The sequence below is a fragment of the Micromonospora sp. CA-259024 genome, from assembly GCF_050936255.1.
GTDB lineage: Bacteria > Actinomycetota > Actinomycetes > Mycobacteriales > Micromonosporaceae > Micromonospora.
In genome coordinates this window covers 445,880-464,251 of sequence record NZ_JBNJND010000001.1, presented here as the reverse complement: position 1 = coordinate 464,251, position 18,372 = coordinate 445,880, and the positions used below count along the sequence as shown (strand labels likewise).

Annotated in this window: 19 protein-coding genes; 10 read left to right on the top strand and 9 right to left on the bottom strand. The window is 74.0% G+C overall.

The window, feature by feature from the left end:
• Positions 1 to 15 precede the first annotated feature (15 nt).
• The 3 genes from ACQEUX_RS02130 to fabG all read right to left on the bottom strand — a co-directional run bounded on the left by ACQEUX_RS02130 (position 16) and on the right by fabG (position 2,653).
• Positions 16 to 1,044, bottom strand: a complete 1,029-nt coding sequence (locus tag ACQEUX_RS02130) for a ferrochelatase (RefSeq protein WP_433040260.1) — start codon at positions 1,042 to 1,044, stop codon at positions 16 to 18.
• 100 nt (positions 1,045 to 1,144) lie between these two features.
• Complete coding sequence (fabI, locus tag ACQEUX_RS02125; protein ID WP_433040257.1) at positions 1,145 to 1,912, bottom strand: enoyl-ACP reductase FabI; 768 nt, start codon at positions 1,910 to 1,912, stop codon at positions 1,145 to 1,147.
• A gap of 36 nt (positions 1,913 to 1,948) precedes the next feature.
• Positions 1,949 to 2,653 carry a 3-oxoacyl-ACP reductase FabG gene (gene fabG, locus ACQEUX_RS02120; RefSeq protein WP_433040254.1) on the bottom strand — a complete coding sequence of 235 codons (705 nt, stop codon included), beginning with the start codon at positions 2,651 to 2,653 and terminating at the stop codon, positions 1,949 to 1,951.
• A gap of 155 nt (positions 2,654 to 2,808) precedes the next feature.
• Between fabG and ACQEUX_RS02115 the strand changes: the two genes are divergently transcribed.
• From ACQEUX_RS02115 to ACQEUX_RS02095, 5 genes are all read left to right on the top strand, one after another.
• Entirely contained in the window at positions 2,809 to 4,038 is a 1,230-nt protein-coding gene (locus ACQEUX_RS02115) for a sensor histidine kinase (protein WP_433040251.1), read from the top strand.
• Positions 4,035 to 4,697, top strand: a complete 663-nt coding sequence (locus ACQEUX_RS02110; RefSeq protein WP_433040248.1) for a response regulator — start codon at positions 4,035 to 4,037, stop codon at positions 4,695 to 4,697. Before ACQEUX_RS02115 ends, ACQEUX_RS02110 begins: the two co-directional genes overlap by 4 nt.
• A 98-nt stretch (positions 4,698 to 4,795) precedes the next feature.
• Complete coding sequence (locus tag ACQEUX_RS02105) at positions 4,796 to 5,698, top strand: alpha/beta hydrolase (RefSeq protein ID WP_433040245.1); 903 nt, start codon at positions 4,796 to 4,798, stop codon at positions 5,696 to 5,698.
• On the top strand, positions 5,695 to 6,939 hold the full coding sequence (locus ACQEUX_RS02100; RefSeq protein WP_433040242.1) for an acyltransferase family protein: 1,245 nt from the start codon (positions 5,695 to 5,697) through the stop codon (positions 6,937 to 6,939). Before ACQEUX_RS02105 ends, ACQEUX_RS02100 begins: the two co-directional genes overlap by 4 nt.
• A gap of 69 nt (positions 6,940 to 7,008) precedes the next feature.
• Positions 7,009 to 7,218 carry a hypothetical protein gene (locus tag ACQEUX_RS02095; protein ID WP_433040239.1) on the top strand — a complete coding sequence of 70 codons (210 nt, stop codon included), beginning with the start codon at positions 7,009 to 7,011 and terminating at the stop codon, positions 7,216 to 7,218.
• A gap of 65 nt (positions 7,219 to 7,283) precedes the next feature.
• On the opposite strand, the gene ACQEUX_RS02090 is transcribed toward ACQEUX_RS02095, so the two are convergent.
• From ACQEUX_RS02090 to ACQEUX_RS02080, 3 genes are read right to left on the bottom strand one after another with little or no spacing between them, the layout of a single operon-like run.
• A complete protein-coding gene (locus ACQEUX_RS02090; RefSeq protein WP_433040236.1) occupies positions 7,284 to 8,234 on the bottom strand; it encodes a VWA domain-containing protein in 951 nt (316 codons plus the stop codon).
• Positions 8,231 to 9,232, bottom strand: coding sequence for a DUF58 domain-containing protein (locus tag ACQEUX_RS02085; protein WP_433049518.1), 1,002 nt, complete (start codon positions 9,230 to 9,232; stop codon positions 8,231 to 8,233). Before ACQEUX_RS02085 ends, ACQEUX_RS02090 begins: the two co-directional genes overlap by 4 nt.
• Positions 9,211 to 10,317, bottom strand: a complete 1,107-nt coding sequence (locus tag ACQEUX_RS02080; protein ID WP_433040233.1) for an AAA family ATPase — start codon at positions 10,315 to 10,317, stop codon at positions 9,211 to 9,213. Before ACQEUX_RS02080 ends, ACQEUX_RS02085 begins: the two co-directional genes overlap by 22 nt.
• 241 nt (positions 10,318 to 10,558) lie before the next feature.
• Here ACQEUX_RS02080 and ACQEUX_RS02075 point away from each other — a divergent pair, with 241 nt between their 5' ends.
• The 3 genes from ACQEUX_RS02075 to ACQEUX_RS02065 all read left to right on the top strand — a co-directional run bounded on the left by ACQEUX_RS02075 (position 10,559) and on the right by ACQEUX_RS02065 (position 13,239).
• Positions 10,559 to 10,789, top strand: coding sequence for a hypothetical protein (locus ACQEUX_RS02075; RefSeq protein ID WP_433040230.1), 231 nt, complete (start codon positions 10,559 to 10,561; stop codon positions 10,787 to 10,789).
• Between the two features lie 412 nt (positions 10,790 to 11,201).
• Entirely contained in the window at positions 11,202 to 11,729 is a 528-nt protein-coding gene (locus tag ACQEUX_RS02070; RefSeq protein ID WP_433049515.1) for a PH domain-containing protein, read from the top strand.
• A 43-nt stretch (positions 11,730 to 11,772) separates the two neighbouring features.
• Positions 11,773 to 13,239, top strand: coding sequence for a PH domain-containing protein (locus tag ACQEUX_RS02065; RefSeq protein WP_433040227.1), 1,467 nt, complete (start codon positions 11,773 to 11,775; stop codon positions 13,237 to 13,239).
• A 152-nt stretch (positions 13,240 to 13,391) separates the two neighbouring features.
• On the opposite strand, the gene ACQEUX_RS02060 is transcribed toward ACQEUX_RS02065, so the two are convergent.
• Positions 13,392 to 14,480 (bottom strand): phosphatase PAP2 family protein, encoded by a 1,089-nt coding sequence (locus tag ACQEUX_RS02060; RefSeq protein ID WP_433040224.1) that lies wholly within the window; start codon positions 14,478 to 14,480, stop codon positions 13,392 to 13,394.
• A 139-nt stretch (positions 14,481 to 14,619) separates the two neighbouring features.
• Here ACQEUX_RS02060 and ACQEUX_RS02055 point away from each other — a divergent pair, with 139 nt between their 5' ends.
• Complete coding sequence (locus tag ACQEUX_RS02055; RefSeq protein WP_433040221.1) at positions 14,620 to 15,024, top strand: thioesterase family protein; 405 nt, start codon at positions 14,620 to 14,622, stop codon at positions 15,022 to 15,024.
• On the top strand, positions 15,021 to 15,851 hold the full coding sequence (locus ACQEUX_RS02050; protein ID WP_433040218.1) for an MBL fold metallo-hydrolase: 831 nt from the start codon (positions 15,021 to 15,023) through the stop codon (positions 15,849 to 15,851). The genes ACQEUX_RS02055 and ACQEUX_RS02050 overlap by 4 nt, the downstream gene beginning before the upstream one ends.
• Before the next feature lie 126 nt (positions 15,852 to 15,977).
• On the opposite strand, the gene ACQEUX_RS02045 is transcribed toward ACQEUX_RS02050, so the two are convergent.
• Both ACQEUX_RS02045 and ACQEUX_RS02040 read right to left on the bottom strand, forming a co-directional pair.
• Positions 15,978 to 16,913, bottom strand: a complete 936-nt coding sequence (locus ACQEUX_RS02045; RefSeq protein ID WP_433040215.1) for a PfkB family carbohydrate kinase — start codon at positions 16,911 to 16,913, stop codon at positions 15,978 to 15,980.
• Positions 16,914 to 17,032: 119 nt separating this feature from the next.
• Positions 17,033 to 18,184, bottom strand: a complete 1,152-nt coding sequence (locus ACQEUX_RS02040) for an XdhC family protein (RefSeq protein ID WP_433040212.1) — start codon at positions 18,182 to 18,184, stop codon at positions 17,033 to 17,035.
• Between the last annotated feature and the right edge of the window lie 188 nt (positions 18,185 to 18,372).

Below are 18,372 nucleotides of genomic sequence, written 5' to 3'. Positions count from 1 at the left end.
GATGATCCTCAGAGGTCAGGGGCGGCGGGTCGGCACGCAACAAACGGTCGGACAGGTGTCCCACATCGGCAGTTCGCCCAGGCGGCGGCGCAGTTGCGCACCGTCCGGGTCGGTCCGCTCGGTGACCAGCTCACGCACCATGGTCACGAAGCGCGGGTCGGTGCCCGGGGTGGCCGCCCGGACGAAGTCCAGACCGAGCTGCTTGGCCGTCTCCAGCGCCTCGGTGTCCAGGTCCCACACGACCTCCAGGTGGTCGGAGACGAACCCGATCGGGCTGACCACCACGCTGGTGGTGCCGCCCTGCGCGAGGGTGGCCAGGTGGTCGTTGATGTCCGGTTCCAGCCACGGCACCTGGGGTGGGCCGGAGCGGCTCTGCCAGACCAGGTCGTACGCCAGGTCGGGTGCGGCGGCCTCGGCCACCAGGCGGGCGGTCTCGCGCAGCTGCGCCTCGTACCGGCCGCCGTGCGGGCCGGCGTTGGCCGCCATCGAGGTGGGGATGGAGTGGGCGGTGAACACCAGCCGGGTGCTGTCCCGCTTCGCCGGGTCGAGCTGGCCCAGGGCGGCCCGGACCGCGTCGATGTGCGGCTCGACGAAGCCGGGATGGTCCCAGAACTGGCGCAGCTTCTCGATCACCGGGGCGTCCGGGCCGACCGCGGCCCGTGCGGCGGCGATGTCCTCCTGGTACTGCCGGCAGGACGAGTAGCCCCCGTAGGCGCTGGTGACGAAGGCCAGCGCACGGGTGACCCCGTCGTCGCGCATCTGGGTCACGGTGTCGGCGAGCATCGGATCCCAGTTGCGGTTGCCCCAGTAGACCGGCAGGTCGAGACCGTGCGCGGCGAAGTCGGCGCGGACGGCGGCCAGCAGGTCCCGGCACTGCTGGTTGATCGGGGACACCCCACCGAAGTGCTGGTAGTGCTCGGCGACCTCGGCCAGCCGCTCGGGCGGCACGCCCCGGCCCCGGGTCACGTTCTGCAGGAACGGCATCACGTCCTCGGGCCGCTCCGGCCCGCCGAAGGACACCAGCACCACCGCGTCGTACGACATGGGGTCATTCTTGCCGGTCCGCCGGGACCACCCGGCGACGCCCCCTGGTCCGGATGCGTGGGTCACGCGTCCGGCGGCCGGGGGCGTCGCCACGGGCGCGTCAGGAACCGATGGCGTGGTAGCCGCCGTCGACGTGCACGATCTCGCCGGTGGTGGCCGGGAACCAGTCGGAGAGCAGCGCCAGGCAGGCCCGGGCGGCGGGCTCCTGGTCGGTGAGGCTCCAGCCCAGCGGGGCACGCTCGGCCCAGGCGTCCTCGAACTGGTCGAACCCGGGGATCGACTTCGCGGCGATGGTGCGCAGCGGCCCGGCGGCGACCAGGTTGCTGCGGATGCCCTGCTTGCCCAGGTGCAGCGCCAGGTAGCGGGACGCCGACTCCAGGCCGGCCTTGGCCACGCCCATCCAGTCGTAGACCGGCCACGCCTTCGTCGCGTCGAAGGTCAGGCCGACCACCGCGCCGCCGGGCGACATCAGCGGCAGCGCCGCCATGGCCAGCGACTTGTACGAGAAGGTGGAGACGTGCAGGGCGGTCGCCACGTCCTCCCAGGGTGCGTCGAGGAAGCCGCCACCCAGGCAACTCTGCGGGGCGAAGCCGATCGAGTGCACGACACCGTCGAGGCCGTCGACGTGCTCGCGCACCCGGTCGGCCAGCCCGGCGAGGTGCTCCGGGTCGGTCACGTCCAGCTCGATGACCGGGGCCGGCTCGGGCAGCCGCTTGGCGATCCGCTCGACCAGGGAGAGCCGGCCGTAGCCGGTGAGCACGACCTGCGCGCCGTTCTCCTGAGCGAGTTTCGCCACCGAGAAGGCGATCGAGGCGTCGGTGATGACACCGGTGACGAGCAGTCGCTTACCGGCGAGCAGTCCGGACATCCGGGGGTTCCTCCGTACGTTGTCGAAGAGCGCTGATCAGTGGCCCATGCCGAGGCCGCCGTCGACCGGGATGACGGCGCCGGAGACGTACCCGGCGCTGTCGGAGGCCAGCCAGGTGACCACGGCGGCGACCTCGTCCGGGCTGGCCATCCGGCCGGCCGGGATGGACTTGAGGATCTCCGCCTTGCGGTCGTCGGTGAGGCCGGCGGTCATGTCCGTGTCGATGAAGCCGGGCGCCACCACGTTCGCGGTGATGTTGCGGCTGCCCAGCTCACGGGTGATCGAGCGGGCGACGCCGACGAGGCCGGCCTTGCTGGCGGCGTAGTTGACCTGCCCGGCGCCGCCGGCGAGGCCGACCACCGAGGAGATGAAGATCATGCGGCCCCACTTGGCACGGAGCATCTTGCCGGAGGCCCGCTTCGCGACCCGGAACGCGCCGGTGAGGTTGGTGTCCACCACGTCGGTGAACTGCACCTCGGTCATCCGCAGCAGCAGCGTGTCGGCGGTCATACCGGCGTTGGCGACCAGCACCTCGACCGGCCCCAGCTCGGCCTCGACGGCGGTGAACGCGGCGTCGATCGAGGCCGCGTCGGTGACGTCGGCCCGCACGCCGAACAGCCCTTCCGGTGCCTCGCCGCTGCGGTGGGTGACCGCCACCCGGTCGCCCTGCTTGGCGAATGCCTGCGCGATGGCCAGGCCGATTCCCCGGTTGCCCCCGGTCACCAGCACGGTACGGGCCACTGTTCCCCCTTGCGAATGGTCAGCACGGACGCGTCGGAGCCTAGGCGTTACCGGCAGGTAAGCGCTAACGGGAGTCGCGTCACACCGGGGTACGACACCGGGATCAACCCCTGGTGGCACGCCTCGCGAGGCGGTCGGCCCGTAGCCTCCCGGTGGTGAACCGGCAACCGATCGCCGCGGCCCTGCACGCCTTGCGGCAGACCCTGTGGGGCCCGGACGCCCGGCCCGAACGGCCGCTGCTGGCCCGTTGGCCCGGGCCGGCCCGTTACGCCGCCCCGGTCGGTCTGCTCGCCGTCCTCGGCCTCTTCCTGATCACGCTGACCGTGGAGACCGAGTGGGGCCTGCCGATGCCGATCGCGGTGCTGTTCGCCGCGATGACCGTGGCGCCGCTGCTGGCGCTGCCCCGGCGTCCGCTGCTGGCCTGGCGGCTGACGGTGCTGGCCCTGCTGATCTGCACGTTCAACGCGCCAGCCGACCAGGCCTGGCCGTGGACCCCACCGCTGGCGCTCGGGTCGATCGCGGTGCTGGCGGTGGTCGTCGCGCGGGTCGACCGGCCGGTGCTGGCCTGGGTGGTGACGATCAGCACGGTGCCGGTGCTCACCTTTGTCCACCCCGAGAACCTGGTCGCCGTCCTGCTGCTGCTCGGCGCGCTGGCGATCGTCGGCGACCTGATCCGACGCAACCGGCTGTCCCGGCACGCGCTGGCCGCGCAGACCGAGATGAGCGAACGCGAGCAGGAGCGCCGCGCGGTGCTGGAGGAACGCACCCGGATCGCCCGGGAGCTGCACGACGTGGTGGCCCACCACATGTCGCTGATCGCGGTGCAGGCGGAGACCGCGCCGTACCGGCTGACCGAGGTGCCGGCGCCGGCGGCTGCGGAGTTCGTCGCCATCGCCGCCTCGGCCCGCGACGCGCTGACCGACATGCGCCGGCTGCTGGGGGTGCTGCGCAGCGAGTCGACCGGTCCGCAGACCGCGCCGCAGCCGGATCTGACCAACCTGGACGCGATGGTGGACGCGGCACGCCGGGCCGGGCTGCCGGTGACGCTGGACGCCGGGCCGGTGGACGACGACCGGGTGCCCGCGCCGGTCGGGCTGGCCGCGTACCGCATCGTGCAGGAGGGCCTGGCCAACGCGGCCCGACACGCGGCCGGGGCCGCGGTGCGGGTCACCGTCCGCGTCGGTCCGTCCGGTCTGGGGGTACGCGTCGAAAACTCCCCGGCCGACGTCCGACCGACCACCGACGTCGGCGCCGGGCATGGGCTCACCGGCATGCGGGAGCGGGCCACCTCGTTGGGCGGTACGTTCACCGCTGGGCCGCTACCCGACGGGGGTTACGCGGTGGCGGCCGAACTGCCGTACGACACGGAGGGCGGAAACGGATGATCCGGGTGCTGATCGCCGACGACCAGGCGATGGTCCGGCAGGGCTTCGGTGCGCTGCTCGCCGCCCAACCGGACCTGCTGGTGGTGGGGGACGCCGCCGACGGCGCGCAGGCCGTGGCCGCCGCCCGCCGGCTCGACCCGGACGTGGTGCTGATGGACGTACGGATGCCGGTCATGGACGGGCTGGCCGCCACCCGCAAGCTGCTCGGTGACCGGTCGGCGCAGCGACCCCGGGTGCTCATCCTCACCACGTTCGACCTGGACGACTACGTGTACGAGGCGCTGCGCGCCGGGGCCAGTGGCTTCCTGCTCAAGGACGCCCCGGCGGCCGACCTGGTGCAGGCGGTGCGGGTGGTGGCGGCCGGGGACGCACTGCTCGCCCCAGCGGTCACCCGCCGACTGATCGCCGAGTTCGCGGCCCGCCCGGACCGCCACCGGCCGCGCCCCACCGACCTGGCCGGGCTCACTCCGCGGGAGACCGAGGTGCTGAGGCTGATCGCTCGGGGCCGCAACAACGCGGAGATCGCGGGTGACCTGGTGGTGGCCGAGCAGACCGTGAAGACACACGTCGGTCGGATCCTGGCGAAGCTGGGGCTGCGCGACCGGGCCCAGGCGGTCGTGCTGGCCTACGAGACGGGTCTGGTGGCCGCCGGCGAGTAGCCCCGCGGAGCCAGCCCCCGAACGGCTCCCCGGGGTGACGACCGGGCGCCCCCCACCCGCGCACTCTCCCTCCGGACGACATTCCGGAGGGAGAACTGATGCGACGACGAGGTGCCAGCCGTGTGGCGCTGGCCGCGCTGCTCGGCGTGAACCTGGTCCTGCCGACCCGACCCGAGCCGGTCGCGGCGGCGGGGTTGGTCGAGGCGTACCCGGGGACCACGGCGGCGATGCGCGCGGCCGGCCCCCCGTACGCGGACTGGGCGGCCGACGGGCGCCGGTTTCTGATGTTCGACCCGCGCGGCGACGGCCGCGCGGTCGAGGTGCTCGGTGACCTGGCCGGCGCGGACCGGATCGCGGTGCTGGTGCCGGGGGTGGGCAGCACGTTGGCCGACTTCGACCGGGGGTTGGGCGGGCTGGCTCACCGGGCACCGGCGGTGCAGGCCGGGCAGCTCTATCGGGAGTTGCGGGCGGTCGACCCGGCGGCGCGGGTCGCGGTGCTGGCCTGGCTCGGCTACGACCCGCCCGACGGGGTGTTGACCGCCGCCGGTGGTGTCAGCGCCCGGCGCGGCGCCGCCGGACTGGCCGTGCTGCTGCGGGAACTGGCCGCGCGGAGCCCGGCGGCGACGATCACGCTGGTCGGGCACAGCTACGGGGCGCTGGTGGTGTCGCTGGCAGCGGCGGACGCCCCGGCCCAGGTCGGCGACGTGGTCAGCCTCGGCGGCGTCGGCGCCGGGGTGCAGCACGCCGACGATCTGCGCGGGCGGCGGTTCTGGGCGGCCGAGGCGCCCACCGACTGGATCCGTCGGGTGCCGTCGGTGCGACTGCCCGGCCTCGGCTTCGGCCGCCGCCCGGGCGACCCGGCGTTCGGCGCCCGGGCGTTGCCGGTGGGTGGGGTGGCCGGGCACGACGACTACCTCGCGCCGGGCAGCTCCACGCTGGTCGCGGTCGCGGCGGTCGTCCTGGGCGACGCCGACGCCGACCGGGTCGGGGACGCCCGGTGAGCCGCGACCGTGCCATCGACGCGATGCGGGTGTACGCCATCGGCGGGGTGGTGCTGGGGCACTGGCTGGTTACCGGGCTGGTGCTCGCCGACGACGGTGGGCTGCACCAGGCCAGTCCGCTGACCGCGCTGCCCGGTCTGGCCCCGTTCACCTGGGTGTTGCAGACGCTCGGGTTGTTCTTCTTCGCCGCCGGGTTCGGCTCGGCCCGCTCGCTGGCCCACCATCGGGGCGGCGCGGGCGGGTGGCTGGCTCGTCGACTGCGCCGGCTGCTGCTGCCCACGGTGGCGCTGCTGGGCGTGGGCGCCGCCGTGCTGCTCGCCGCCACCGTCGTCGGCACCCCGGACGACACGCTCACCGTCGCGCTGCGGCTCGCGGTCAGCCCGCTGTGGTTCCTGGTGCCACTGCTCCTCCTGGTCGCGTCGACAGGTCCGCTGCGCGGCGCCGTACGTCGATGGGGGTTGGGACGCTGCGTCGCCCCGGCGGTGGCCGTGGTCGCGGTGGGCGACCTGGTCGTGCGCCTGCTGCCGGCTGGCACCCAGTTACCCCCGGTCACCGTGGTGGCGGCCTGGTCGGTGCCGTACCTGCTCGGCGTGGCGCACGCCGATGGGCGGCTGGCCGGTCGGCGGGCGGCTGGCACCCTGGCGGGCGGTGGGGTGGCCGCGCTGGCGGCACTGCTGGCGCTGGGCTACCCGGCGAGCGCGGTCGGGGTGCCCGGGGCGGGGGTGTCCAACCTGAACCCGCCATCGCTGCTGGCGGTGGCCCTGGCGGTCGCCCAGGTCGGGCTGGCGCTGCTCGCTCGGCCGGCGCTGGAACGGTTGCTGACCCGGCCGCTGCCGCACCGGGCGGTGACCGAGGCGAACCGTTCGGCGGTCCGCATCTACCTGTGGCATCAGCCGGTGCTGGTGTCGGTGACCGTGCTCACAGCTCGCGGTGGGCTGACCCTGCCGGGGCTGCACACCGCGCCGGACGACCCGGGCTGGGTGCTGGCCCGCTGCTGCTGGCTGCCGCTGCTCGCCGCGGTGCTGGTCACGGTCGTGCGGGCGGGCCAGCCGGCGGGCCGCCCGGGGAAGCGGCGCCAGCCGGGCGGTGGAGGGCCCACCGGCCGGTCGGCCGAGTACGTCCCGGCGTCACCTCAGGTGTACGATCATCGACGTTCCGGCCCGCCCGACTTTCAGGAGGTGATCGCTGTGCGAGATAGCGATCCTCCCAGTCGTGGCCGGGCCGATGGTCAGCCCCGCTGAGCCACGACTCAGTCTGGCGAGCTGACCCCGCTCCGCTCCCCCACCGCTTCGGCCCACGCCGAGGCGCGTGTGCCGCGCCGTCCGATCCCGGACGGTCGCCGGGAGCCGCCCGGTCACGACTTCGTGTGCGCGTCCCTACCCCTGCGGTCCGCCCCCGCCTGCGGACCGTCCAGCCGCCACCCGGAGCCGTCCATGAGCCGCTACGTCGCCCCGCTGGGCTTCACCCTCGCCGCCGTCTGGGTGGCCGTCGTCTTCGTACTGGCCGGCGGCGGTCACTGAGTCGTGCTGGCCGGCGGCGGTCATCGACCACCGCCGGCCCACCGCTCAGCGCATCCGCGACCCGCTCAGAGCATCCGCGACGACCAGAGCAGGCTGAGCGCACCGGCGCAGAGCGCCAGCAGCAGCGCCAGCCCGGCGTACCACTGGGTCACCTCACGCGGCTCGGTGCGGAAGCCGATCGAGCTGCCCATGTCCTGATAGACCTGCTTCAGCTCGCTCACCGAGGCCGCCTCGTAGAAGTAACCCTCGGTGGTCTCGGCAAGCTCGGCCAGGGCCATCCGGTCCACCGGCACCCGCTGCAACTGCCCGCCGATGTCGACCTGGCCGGTGTCGGTGCCGAAGGCGATGGTGGAGACCGGCACGTTGGCCGCCTGCGCGGCCGCCGCCGCCTCCTCCACCGCCCGCCCGGAGGTGCGGAACCCGTCGGAGAGCAGCACGATCCGTGCCGGCGGGATGCCCGCCGCGCCGTCGGCCGGCACCGACCGGATCGCCTCCAGACAGGTGAACACCGCCTCGCCGGTCGCGGTCGCCTCGGCCAGCACCAGCCCGTCGATGGCACTGGTCACGGCGTCCCGGTCCTTGCCGGGCGGCACCAGAACGTTGGCGGCCTTGGCGAACGACACGAGGCCCAGGTTGTAGCTCTCCGGCAGCTCACTGACGAACTGCTTGGCCGCCTCCTGTGCCGCCTCCAGCCGGTTCGGTGCCACGTCATCGGCCTGCATCGACAACGACACGTCGATGGCGAGCATCACGGTGGCCCGCTCCAGCGGCTCCTTGGTGTCCACCGCGGGCCGGGCCAGCGCGGTGGCCAGCACCAGCAGGCAGAGCAGGAACGCGGTCGCCGGGACGTGCCGACGCCAGCCGAGCCCCTTCGGCGCCAGCGTGCGCAGCAGGTCGACATTGGTGAACCGCATCGCGTACGCCCGACGGTGTAGCTGCCGCCAGACGTAGAACGCGGCAAGTGCGAGCACCGGCAGCACGGCCAGCAGCCACCACGGTTGCATGAAACGGATCATCGTGTCGTCCCCCTGGTGCGGGCGTGCCGCTGCGCGGCCACGAATCGCACCATGTCCAGCAGCCAGTCTCGGTCGGTACGCAGACGCAGGTGGGCCGCGCCGGCGCCACGCAGGGCGGCGGCAATCGTGGCCCGTTGGGCGGTGGCGGCATCGGCGTAGCGCTGCCGCAGCCGCGGGTCGGCGGTCTGCACCTCGTGCAGCTCGCCGCTCTCCGGGTCGACCACCGGCAACACGCCCACGTCGGGCAGCTCCAGCTCGCGCGGATCGATCACCTCGATCGCCAGCACGTCGTGGCGGACCCGCAGCTTGCGCATCGGCCGGCTCCACTGCTCGGCCGGCGCGAGGAAATCCGAGATCACCACGGCCACCCCGCGCCGGCGGGGCGGACGGTTGAGCATCTCGATCAGGGCACCCAGGTCACCACGGCCGGGCTGGATGGCGGTGCCGGCGACGGCACGCAGCAGGCCCTGTGCCTCCTTACGACCGGAGCGGGCCGGCAGCCGGGTGAGCACACCGGGCCCGGCCGGCGGTGGTCCGCCTCGCCAGCGGCGGGCCGGCGCGGACGCACCACCGCCGGTGCCGATCACGGCGCCGATCCGGTTGCCGCCGCGCACGGTCAGGTGGGTGATGGCGGCCGCGGCGGCGACCACCACCTCCCGCTTGAGCCACTGCCCGGTGCCGAAGTCCAGGCTGGCGGAGAGATCCAGCGCGAGCCAGGTCTCCAGTTCCCGGTCGGCGACCGTACGCCGCACGTGCGGTGTCGTGGTCCGTGCCGTGACCGGCCAGTCCATCCGGCGGACGTCGTCGCCGGGGCGGTACTCCCGGGACTCTCCCGCCTCGCTGCCCGGTCCGGGCAGCAGGCCGGCGTAGTCGCCCTGCAGCAGACCGTCCAGCTTGCGGGTGACGAGCAGCTGAAGCCGGGACAGCACGGCCTCGCTGCGATCACCGAGAGGGGCGGGACGAGGGGTGGATGAGGTCACGGCCGCTGCCCGGGCCAGCCAGCGCCCGGCGGCGGCGCGGTCGACGACGGGGTGGCCTGCTGCCGGGGAGCGACCGCCGGAAGCGGGATCGTTGACATCACCCGGTGCACGATGTGGTCGGCGGGCACGTCGTCGGCGAGCGCGTCGTAGCTGAGCACCAACCGGTGCCGCAGGATGTCCGGCGCGATGTCCTGCACGTCCTGCGGCAGTGCGTAGTCCCGCCCACGCAGCAACGCCAACGCGCGGGTCGCCCGGACCAGGCCCAGCGAGGCTCGCGGGCTGGCCCCGTACTGGATCAGTTGGGCGACGTCGGGCATGCCGTGCTCGGCGGGGGCGCGGGTGGCCAGCACCAGGCGGACCGCGTAGTCGACCAGGGCGTTGTGCACGAAGACCTGGTCCGCCTTGCGTTGCAGGGCGATCAGCTCGGGGGTGTCGAAGACCGCGGTCGGCTCGGGCGCGGTCACGCCCATCCGGTAGACGATCTCCCGTTCCTCCGCGTCGGTCGGGTAGCCCACCACGATCTTCATGAGGAACCGGTCCCGCTGCGCCTCCGGCAGCGGGTAGACGCCCTCCTGCTCGATCGGGTTCTGGGTGGCCATCACCAGGAACGGGTCGGGCACCCGGTGGCTCTCCCCACCGATGGACACCTGCCGCTCGCTCATCACCTCGAGCAGCGCCGACTGCACCTTCGCCGGGGCCCGGTTGATCTCGTCGGCGAGCAGGAAGTTGACGAAGACCGGGCCCAACTCGACGTCGAACTTCTCGCTCGACTGCCGGTAGATCCGGGTGCCCATGATGTCGGCCGGCACCAGGTCCGGGGTGAACTGCACCCGGGCGAAGGACCCGCCGACGACCTTGGCAAGGGTCTCCACCGCAAGGGTCTTGGCGACCCCGGGCACCCCTTCGAGCAGGCAGTGACCGCGGGCGAGCAGCGCGACGAACATCCGCTCCACCATCCGGTCCTGCCCGACGATCACGCGTTTGATCTCAAACAGCGCCCGCTCCAGCAGGGTGGCGTCCTGCGCGGGTGTGGTCACCGGCGCAGGTGTCTGCGGTGCCGCCCCGTTCGGCGTCGGGGCGTCGGGCATGGTCGGCTGGGCCACCGGTCCTCCACAGCGTTGGTCGGTCGTCGCGGCTCGTGCGGTATCAAGACTCGCACGCCTTGCTGAGTGTCGAGGTGGGGAGAAGCCGATTTTCGCCGCGCCGTCCCCAGCAGCCGAATCGCGCGCCGCGGGTGTGCGCGGACCGGCCCGCCGCGTGTACGATTCACCCCGTCGCCGGGCGGCTCCCCCCGTGGTCGCCCGGCGCTCAAGCTCTCCGTCCCGCCGCCCTAGACTGGCCGGGATGAGCATCCCCTCCTCCGCCGACGAGGCACCGGTCTGCTCGGCGCGGGGCTGCCGGGCTCCCGCCGTGTGGGCCCTGCAATGGAACAACCCCCGCCTGCACGACGCCGGTCGCCGCAAGACCTGGCTCGCCTGCGCCGAGCACCGGGGCAGCCTCGGTGACTTCCTGGACGCTCGCGGCTTCCTGCGTGCCGTCACTCCGGTGCCCGGATCGCCTACGCTCGACACGTGAGCGAGCGCAGCGAGCGAACCGGCAGGCACAGCAGCGTGGCGCATCGCGCCGCCGCCGAGCGCAGCGAGGCAGCGGTGCGGTGCGAGCGCAGCGAGCGAACCGGCAGGCACAGCAGTGTCGTCTCGCGCCGCCGCCGAGCGGAGCGCGGCGGTGTGCGCGTCGCGCGGAACGGACCCCATCGGTGAGCGCGGAGGACCACGTCGGCCCACCGGTTTCACCCGACCCCGCCACCCCACCCGGCGTCGCGCCGCCGCCCGGCGCGTTCCCGGCACCCGGCACGCTCGGCCCGGAGCCCGCCGCGCCCGACGTGTCGTCGCCTGCCCTGCTGCCGCCGGGCGCGCTGCCGCCGCCCGGCCACCGGCCGGCACCGGTCACCGACCAGCGCCCGCCCGGCCTGCCGGCACCCGGCCTCCTGCCCCCCGGCCCGCTGTTGACCGGTGGGACGGTGGGACGAGGTCCACTCGAGCCCTGGCCGGACACGGTCCACTGGCAGCCGATCTCCACTGACCTGATCTGGGTGGAGCTGATCCGGCTGGCCGTCGTGGTCGCCATCGGTCTGGCGGTGACGGCGGTCGGCTGGGCGCTGAGCGGCCATTGGCTGTTCGGGCTCGCCGTCGCTCTCGTGCTGGTGTTCGGCGTGTGGCGCGCCGTCGCGATCGTCCGCGCGGTCCGGGCCTGGGGGTACGCCGAGCGGGAGAACGACCTGCTGGTCCGGCACGGGCTGCTGGTCCGCAGGCTCTCCATCGTGCCGTACTCGCGGATGCAGTTCGTCGACGTCAGCGCCGGGCCGTTGGAGCGCGCCTTCGACCTGGCCACCGTGCAGTTGCACACGGCGGCTGCCGCGAGCGACGCCCGGGTGCCCGGGCTGCGCCCGACGGAGGCGTCCCGGCTACGCGACCGGCTCACCGCGCTCGGTGAGGACCGGGCGGAGGGGTTGTGAACACCCGAGCGGGTGTCCGCTGGCCGTGCCGGGGGCCCATCCGATGAGCGACGGCCCCGCCGAGCCGAGCACCGTGCCACCCGCCGGCCCGATGCGGCACGGGCCGGTGCCACCCGCCGGCCCGATACCGCACGGGCCGGTGCCACCGGGGGTGTCCTATCCGTGGCCGGCGCCGCCGGGCGGTGGCGAGGGCGAGATCCGGCGGCGACTGCATCCGCTCAGCCCGGTCCTGCACGGTGCCAAGTCACTGGTCGTGGTGATCGCCGGGTTGTCGTGGTCCACGCTGTCCCGGGTGGGCTTCGGCTGGTTCGCCGCCATGGTGGCGGTGCTGGCGCTCGGCGCGACGGTGCTCTCGGTGATCAGCTGGTACAACACCGGCTACCACGTGGTGGGCCGCGAGCTACGGGTGTACGAAGGCCTGCTCTGGCGGCGTACCCGGGCCATCCCGTTGGAGCGACTGCAGGCCGTGGAGGTGGTCAGACCGCTGCTCGCCCAGCTCACCGGCCTGGCCGAACTGCGTCTTGAGGTGGTCGGCGGGGGCAAGACCGAGGCGCCGCTGGCGTACCTCGGGGTGGCCGACGCGGCCCTGCTGCGCGAGCGTCTGCTGGCGCTGGCCGGACGGGTGGCGCAGGTGCCCACGCCGGGGCACGCGGCGCCCGCGGTGGCCCCGGGGGCGGTGGTGCCACCGGCGGCCACGCCGGGCCGGCCACTGCATGCGGTACGCAACCAGAGCCTGCTGGTCAGCCAACTGCTCACCCCGCAGGCGTTCCTGCTCCCGTTCGGTGTGGCCTTCGTCGTGGTGCAGTTCCTCACCGCGGGGTCGTGGTCGTTCGTCGCGGTGGCGAGCACGCTGACCGCGATGGCGGGTGTGCTGCTGCAACCGGTCCGCCGGGTCCTCGACGACTGGAACTTCCGGTTGGCCCGCGACGGCGGCACGTTGAGGGTGCACAACGGCCTGCTGGAGACGCGGGCGCAGACCGTGCCGCTGGATCGGGTGCAGACCGTGCGGGCCACCTGGCCGTTGCTGTGGCGGGCGAACGGCTGGCTGCGGCTGCGCCTGGAGGTGGCCGGCTACTCCGTCGCGGAGGCCGACGACCGTAACCGGCCCGACCGGCTGCTGCCGGTCGGCGACCTGCCGACGGCAACGATGATCGTCGCCGAGGTGCTGCCGGGAGTACGCCTCGACGCGCTGGCACTGAGCCCGCCGCCGTACCGGACCCGTTGGCTGCATCCGCTGGGCCGTGGCGCGTTCGGTGCGGGGCTCTTCGAGCGGGTGTTCGCCACCCGATCCGGGCGGCTCACCCGGCAGTTGGTGATCGTGCCGTACGCCCGGATTCAGAGTGTGCGGGTGGTGCAGGGGCCGGTCCAGCGCCGGCTGGGGTTGGCCTCCGTGCACGCGGACACCGCGGGCGGGTCCGGTGCCACGGCCCAGGACCGGGACCTGGCGGAGGCGTGGGCGCTGGCAGCCGAGCTGACTGCCCGCGCGCACGCCGCCCGCAACCCAACCTGACCCCACCCCCGCCTGACCAACCCCACCCCCGTCCTGGTGATCATGAAGTTGTTGCCCCGACACGCCGTCGATGAAGGCATTAACGTCATGATCGCCACGCGGGCGGGCGGGTGGGCGGGTCGCCGGGTGGGTGGGTCGCCGGGTGGGCGGGGTCAGTGGTCGGCGGGTATCGCTGGCTGGTCGGTGGTGGTGCGGGGATGGCGGGGTGACGGTTGGGCGCCGGCAGGTGGTCCGGCGGGGTCGTCGGGGTCGCTCATTGCCTCCGACGCTCCCCCGGCGGCCGCCGCGCGACGGGCCTTCAGCGCCGCCCAGCCGCGCTCGGCCAGGCCGACCACCAGGAAGGTCAGCCCCACGTACGCCCAGCCGACCAGCACGTCGATCACGTAGTGCTCACCCGAGTAGACCAGGGTGAAGGTCATCGCCAGCGGGTACGCGAGCAGCAGCGGCCACCAGCGGCGGCGGGTGGCGGTCAGGAAGAACAGCACCACGAACAGCGCCCACGCGGTGTGCAGCGACGGCATCGCGGCGACCGGGTTGGAGGCGATCTGGCCGGCGTTGAGCACGTTGCCGGCGCCGTGCATGCCGAACGCCTTCCAGCCCCGGGTGGAGATCCGGGCGACCTCGGTGAGCAGCCCGTTCTGCGCCGCCCACCAGGGCGGGGCGGCCGGGTAGACGAAGTAGGTGACCAGGCCGGCGGCGCAGAGGAAGCCCCAGCGCCGCATGTACGCGGCCCAGCGATGCCGGTCGCGCAGCCAGAGCACCGCGGCGGCGGTCAGCGCCACCACGAAGTGCGAGAAGTACACCCAGCTCGCCGCGACATCCCACCAGTGCACCTGCGGGTGGTAGAGGTGCTGCTGCAACCAGACGGTGGGCACCTCACCGCCGGTGGCCCAGCCGAACATGAACCGGTCGGCGACGATCAACTCCATCGCGTGCGGGGTGGCCCCGTTGTCGGCGAACCCGCGCGAGAGGTTGTACACGACGAACAGGAGCACCACCGGCACCCAGTCCCGGGCGAAGCGCAGGTGACTGCGCCACGGCCGGCTGCTGTTCCAGGCGATGGTCGCCGCCCAGATCCAGACGAAGGCGTACGTGGGGTCGGTGGGCAGCCCGATGGCCAGCCACGCGGCGACGAAGGAGACCGCCCAGACAGTCATCGCCATGACGCGCCGACGACCCCCGTCGGGGGACGCGGGCGGGTCGGTCCGGGCGGGGGGCTGGGGGTCAGTCACGACGGCCATCGTGGTCAAGGTTAACGACGGGGGCGGCATCGACCGACGGGGACCACCCGGCGAGGCCGTGCACGGGTGCGGAGGTGGTCGGTGCCGGGATCCCCGGGCGCGTGTTCGGCGGGCTCGGTGAGGACCTAGGCTGACGACCATGCAGGAGCAGCCCGAGCCGGCCTTCGCGCCGGGTCTGACCGCCCAGGTCGAGTTGACCGTCACCGACGCGGACACCGCCCAGGCGGTGGGTTCCGGCGACGTGCCGGTGCTGGGCACGCCCCGGGTGCTCGCCCTGGCGGAGGCGGCCACGGTCGCGGCGACGACGACCGGGATGCCGCCCGGGTCGACGACCGTGGGGACCCGGGTCGAGCTGGCGCACCTGGTGCCGACCGTGGTCGGCCGGACGGTCCGGGCGCAGGCCCTGCTGGCGACCGTCGACGGTCGTCGGCTGTCGTTCGAGGTCACGGTCAGCGACGGCGACCAGACGGTGGCCCGGGGCCGGGTGGACCGGATCCTGGTGGACCGGCAACGCTTCGTCGAGCGCGCCGGGTCGGCGTCGTGAACGCCGGTTTCGTCGAGGTCGCCGACCGGGTGCACGTGCTGCGCGAGCCGCTGCTGCGGGTCAACGTCACCCTGGTCGTCGGCGAGGACGAGGCGCTACTGGTGGACACTCTCTCGTCGGCCTCCCAGGCCACCGCGCTGGCCGCCGCCGTCCGGGCGGTTACCGGCCGCCCGTTGACGCTGGTCAACACCCACCACCACTACGACCACTGCTTCGGTAACGCGGTTCTGGCCGGCGACCCGCCCCGCCCGGTGTACGCGCACGAGCTGGCCGCCGCGGCCCTGCGGCAGGAGCCGGAGCGGCTGCGCCGGGAGGCGTACGAGGAGGTGCGGACGGAACACCCGACGCTCGCCGCCGAGCTGGCCGACACTCCGCTGCTCGCTCCGACGCACACCGTGCACACCGAAACGGCGCTCGACCTGGGCGGCCGGCGGGTGCTGCTGCGGCATCCCGGGCGGGGGCACACCGAGGCGGACCTGGTGGTGCACGTGCCGGACGCCGATGTGTTGGTCGCCGGGGATCTGGTGGAGCAGAGCGGACCACCCGCCTTCGAGGACTCGTACCCCCTGCAGTGGCCGGACGCGGTCGCGGACCTGCTGCGGCTGACCACCGCGCGCACGGTGGTGGTGCCTGGCCACGGCGACCCGGTGGACGTCGACTTCGTCCGCGCCCAGCACGCGGACCTGGCGAAACTGGCCTGGCTGATCCGGGCCGCGCACACCGGCAGCGCGCCGGTGGAGCGGGTGGCCGCCGAGGCGCCCTTCGGTGCCCGCGCCGCCCTGATCGCCGCCCGGCGCGGCTACCGGGAGCTCAACGGCACGGTCTAACCCCCACCCGCACCCCGCCCCGCCCCGCCCCGCCGATCTTGCACTTGCTGCCCCGACAAAAGGTGGCGAATCGGGTCTAAGTGCTGACCGAAAGCGCAAGATCGACGCGGGAGAAAGGGGGCGTGGTCAGGTCGGGAAGCGGCGTTCCACTTCCGCGCGGGTGGGCATGGCGGTGGCGCCGCCCGGGGATTCGCAGACCAGGCCGGCTACCCGCAGCGCGAAGGCGACCCGCCCGATCCAGCCTTGCGGGTCGGCCGGTTCCCCGTCGACGAGCAGGTCGGCGATCAGGGCGGCCATCACCGAGTCGCCGGCACCGGTGGCGTCGATGGCGTTGACCTTGGGGGCCGGCACCCGGACCGGGTCGGCGTCGGCGGCGGCCAGCACCGCACCGGCCGCGCCGAGCGTCACCACCACGGTGGTGGCACCCAACTCGCGCAGGTACGCCGCGACCCCCTCGACCGGTTCACCCGGGTAGAGCAGCTCGGCGTCGGCGGCGCTCACCTTGACCAGGTGCGCGCCGGCGGCGAACTCGGCCACCACCTCGCGCAGCCCCTCCAGTGCGGCCGGCCCGTTCAGCAGCCGGGGGCGCACGTTCGGGTCGAAGACCCGCAGACCGGTGGCGAGCGACCAGGCACGCCGGGCGGCGGCCAGCGTGGCGGGTTGCAGCAGCACGATCGAGCCGCAGTAGAGCACGTCGGCGCCCTCCTGCAACGCGAGATCCAGATCATCGGGGCCGAGCAGACCATAGGAGGCCGGCTCGCCGTAGAAGCGGAAGTCGGGTTCCGGCCCGGCGTACGTGACCACCGCGAGCGTGGTCGGCGCCGGCACCGTGACCGCACCGGCCACTCCGACGTCGGCCTCGGTCAGGAAGGCGCGGATCCGGCCGCCCAGCACGTCGTCGCCGAGCGAGCCGACGAACTGTGCCGCGCCGCCGAGTCGGGCCACCCCGACGGCGACGTTGAGCGGACCCCCGCCGATCGCCTGCCGGTAGACCCGCTCGCCGTCGCGTTCGCTGTCGAGCAGGTCGACGAGCGCCTCGCCGAGCACCACCGCGTATCCCATGCCGATCCTCTCGTCGTCGCCAACCGCCACCGGCCGCCGCAGGCCGAGCCGATCGCCGTGGCACCAGGCTGGCACAGCGGGCCGCTCGGCGGGCGCCGAAGGCCGTGCAACGGTGTGGGCTACCCCGGCTGGTGGATGGGCCCGTCGAGCGCCGCCAACGGGCGACCGGTGCCGCCCCAGCGGGCCGCGACGATCTGCGCGGCCACGCTCACCGCGGTCTCCTCCGGTGTACGCCCACCAAGGTCCAACCCGATCGGGGAGGCGAGCCGGGCGAGCTGCGCCGTGCTGAGTCCCGCCTCCCGCAGCAGCTTGTGCCGCTCGTCGTGGGTGTGCCGCGAGCCCATCGCGCCGACGTACGCCAGCGGGTGGCGCAGCGCCAGCTCCAGCAACGGCACGTCGAACTTCGGGTCGTGGGTGAGCACGCACACCACCGTCCGCCCGTCGACCCGATCGGCGTCCAGCTCCGCACGCAGGTAGCGGTGGGGCCACTGCACCACCACCTCGTCCGCCTCCGGGAAGCGCCGCGCCGTGGCGAAGACCGGCCGGGCGTCACAGACGGTGACCCGGTAGCCGAGGAACGCGCCGATCCGGGCCACCGCGGCGGCGAAGTCGATCGCCCCGAAGACGATCATCCGGGGCGGGGTGGCGTACGCGGCCACGAAGAGACTGATCCCGCCGCTGCGGCGCTGCCCGTGGTAGCCGTACCGGAGCACCCCGCTGTGCCCGGCGGCGAGCAGACCGCGGGCGTCGGCGCTGGCGGCGTCGTCGAGCCGGTCGTCGCCGAGCGAGCCGATCACCCGCTGGCCGACCAGCACCAGCCGCCGACCCAGCCGCCGCGCCGGGTCACTCGGCACGATGCCCGCTGGGTCGCCGGCATCGGCCGCCACGCAGGTGACCACTGCCGCCGGTTGCCCGGCCCGGCGGGCGGCGGCGACCGCGTCCAGCGCCGGCAGGGCGCGGGCGTCGACGCGCTCCACGAACACGTCGAGGATGCCGCCGCAGGTCAGGCCCGCGGCGTACGCGTCGTCGTCGCTGATCCCGTAGCGCGCCAGCTCGGGTGTGGCGGTGTCGAGCACGCGGCGGGCCCGTTCGTACACGTCCGCCTCCACGCAGCCGCCGGAGACGCTGCCGGTGACCGTGCCGTCGGCCGCGACCAGCATGGTGGCGCCGGGCGGCTGCGGCGCCGAGCGCCAGGTGGCCACGACGGTGGCCAGTGCGACCGGCTCGCCGGCGCGGCAACGGCGGTGCACCTCGTCGAACACGTCCGGCACCGGCTGCGCCTCTCCGTCACGTCGTCCCCGTACGCAGGATATGGCGTCCAACCGCGACCGGCGGGTCATCTCATCCATCGAGCAACGACTATTGCGTGGTGGCCGCGCGGCGTGGTGGGATGACGCATACCGGGTGGTGCGAGGGGCTGCCGCGCCACCGGTTGCCGGGTTCGTTGGACGCGAGGGCA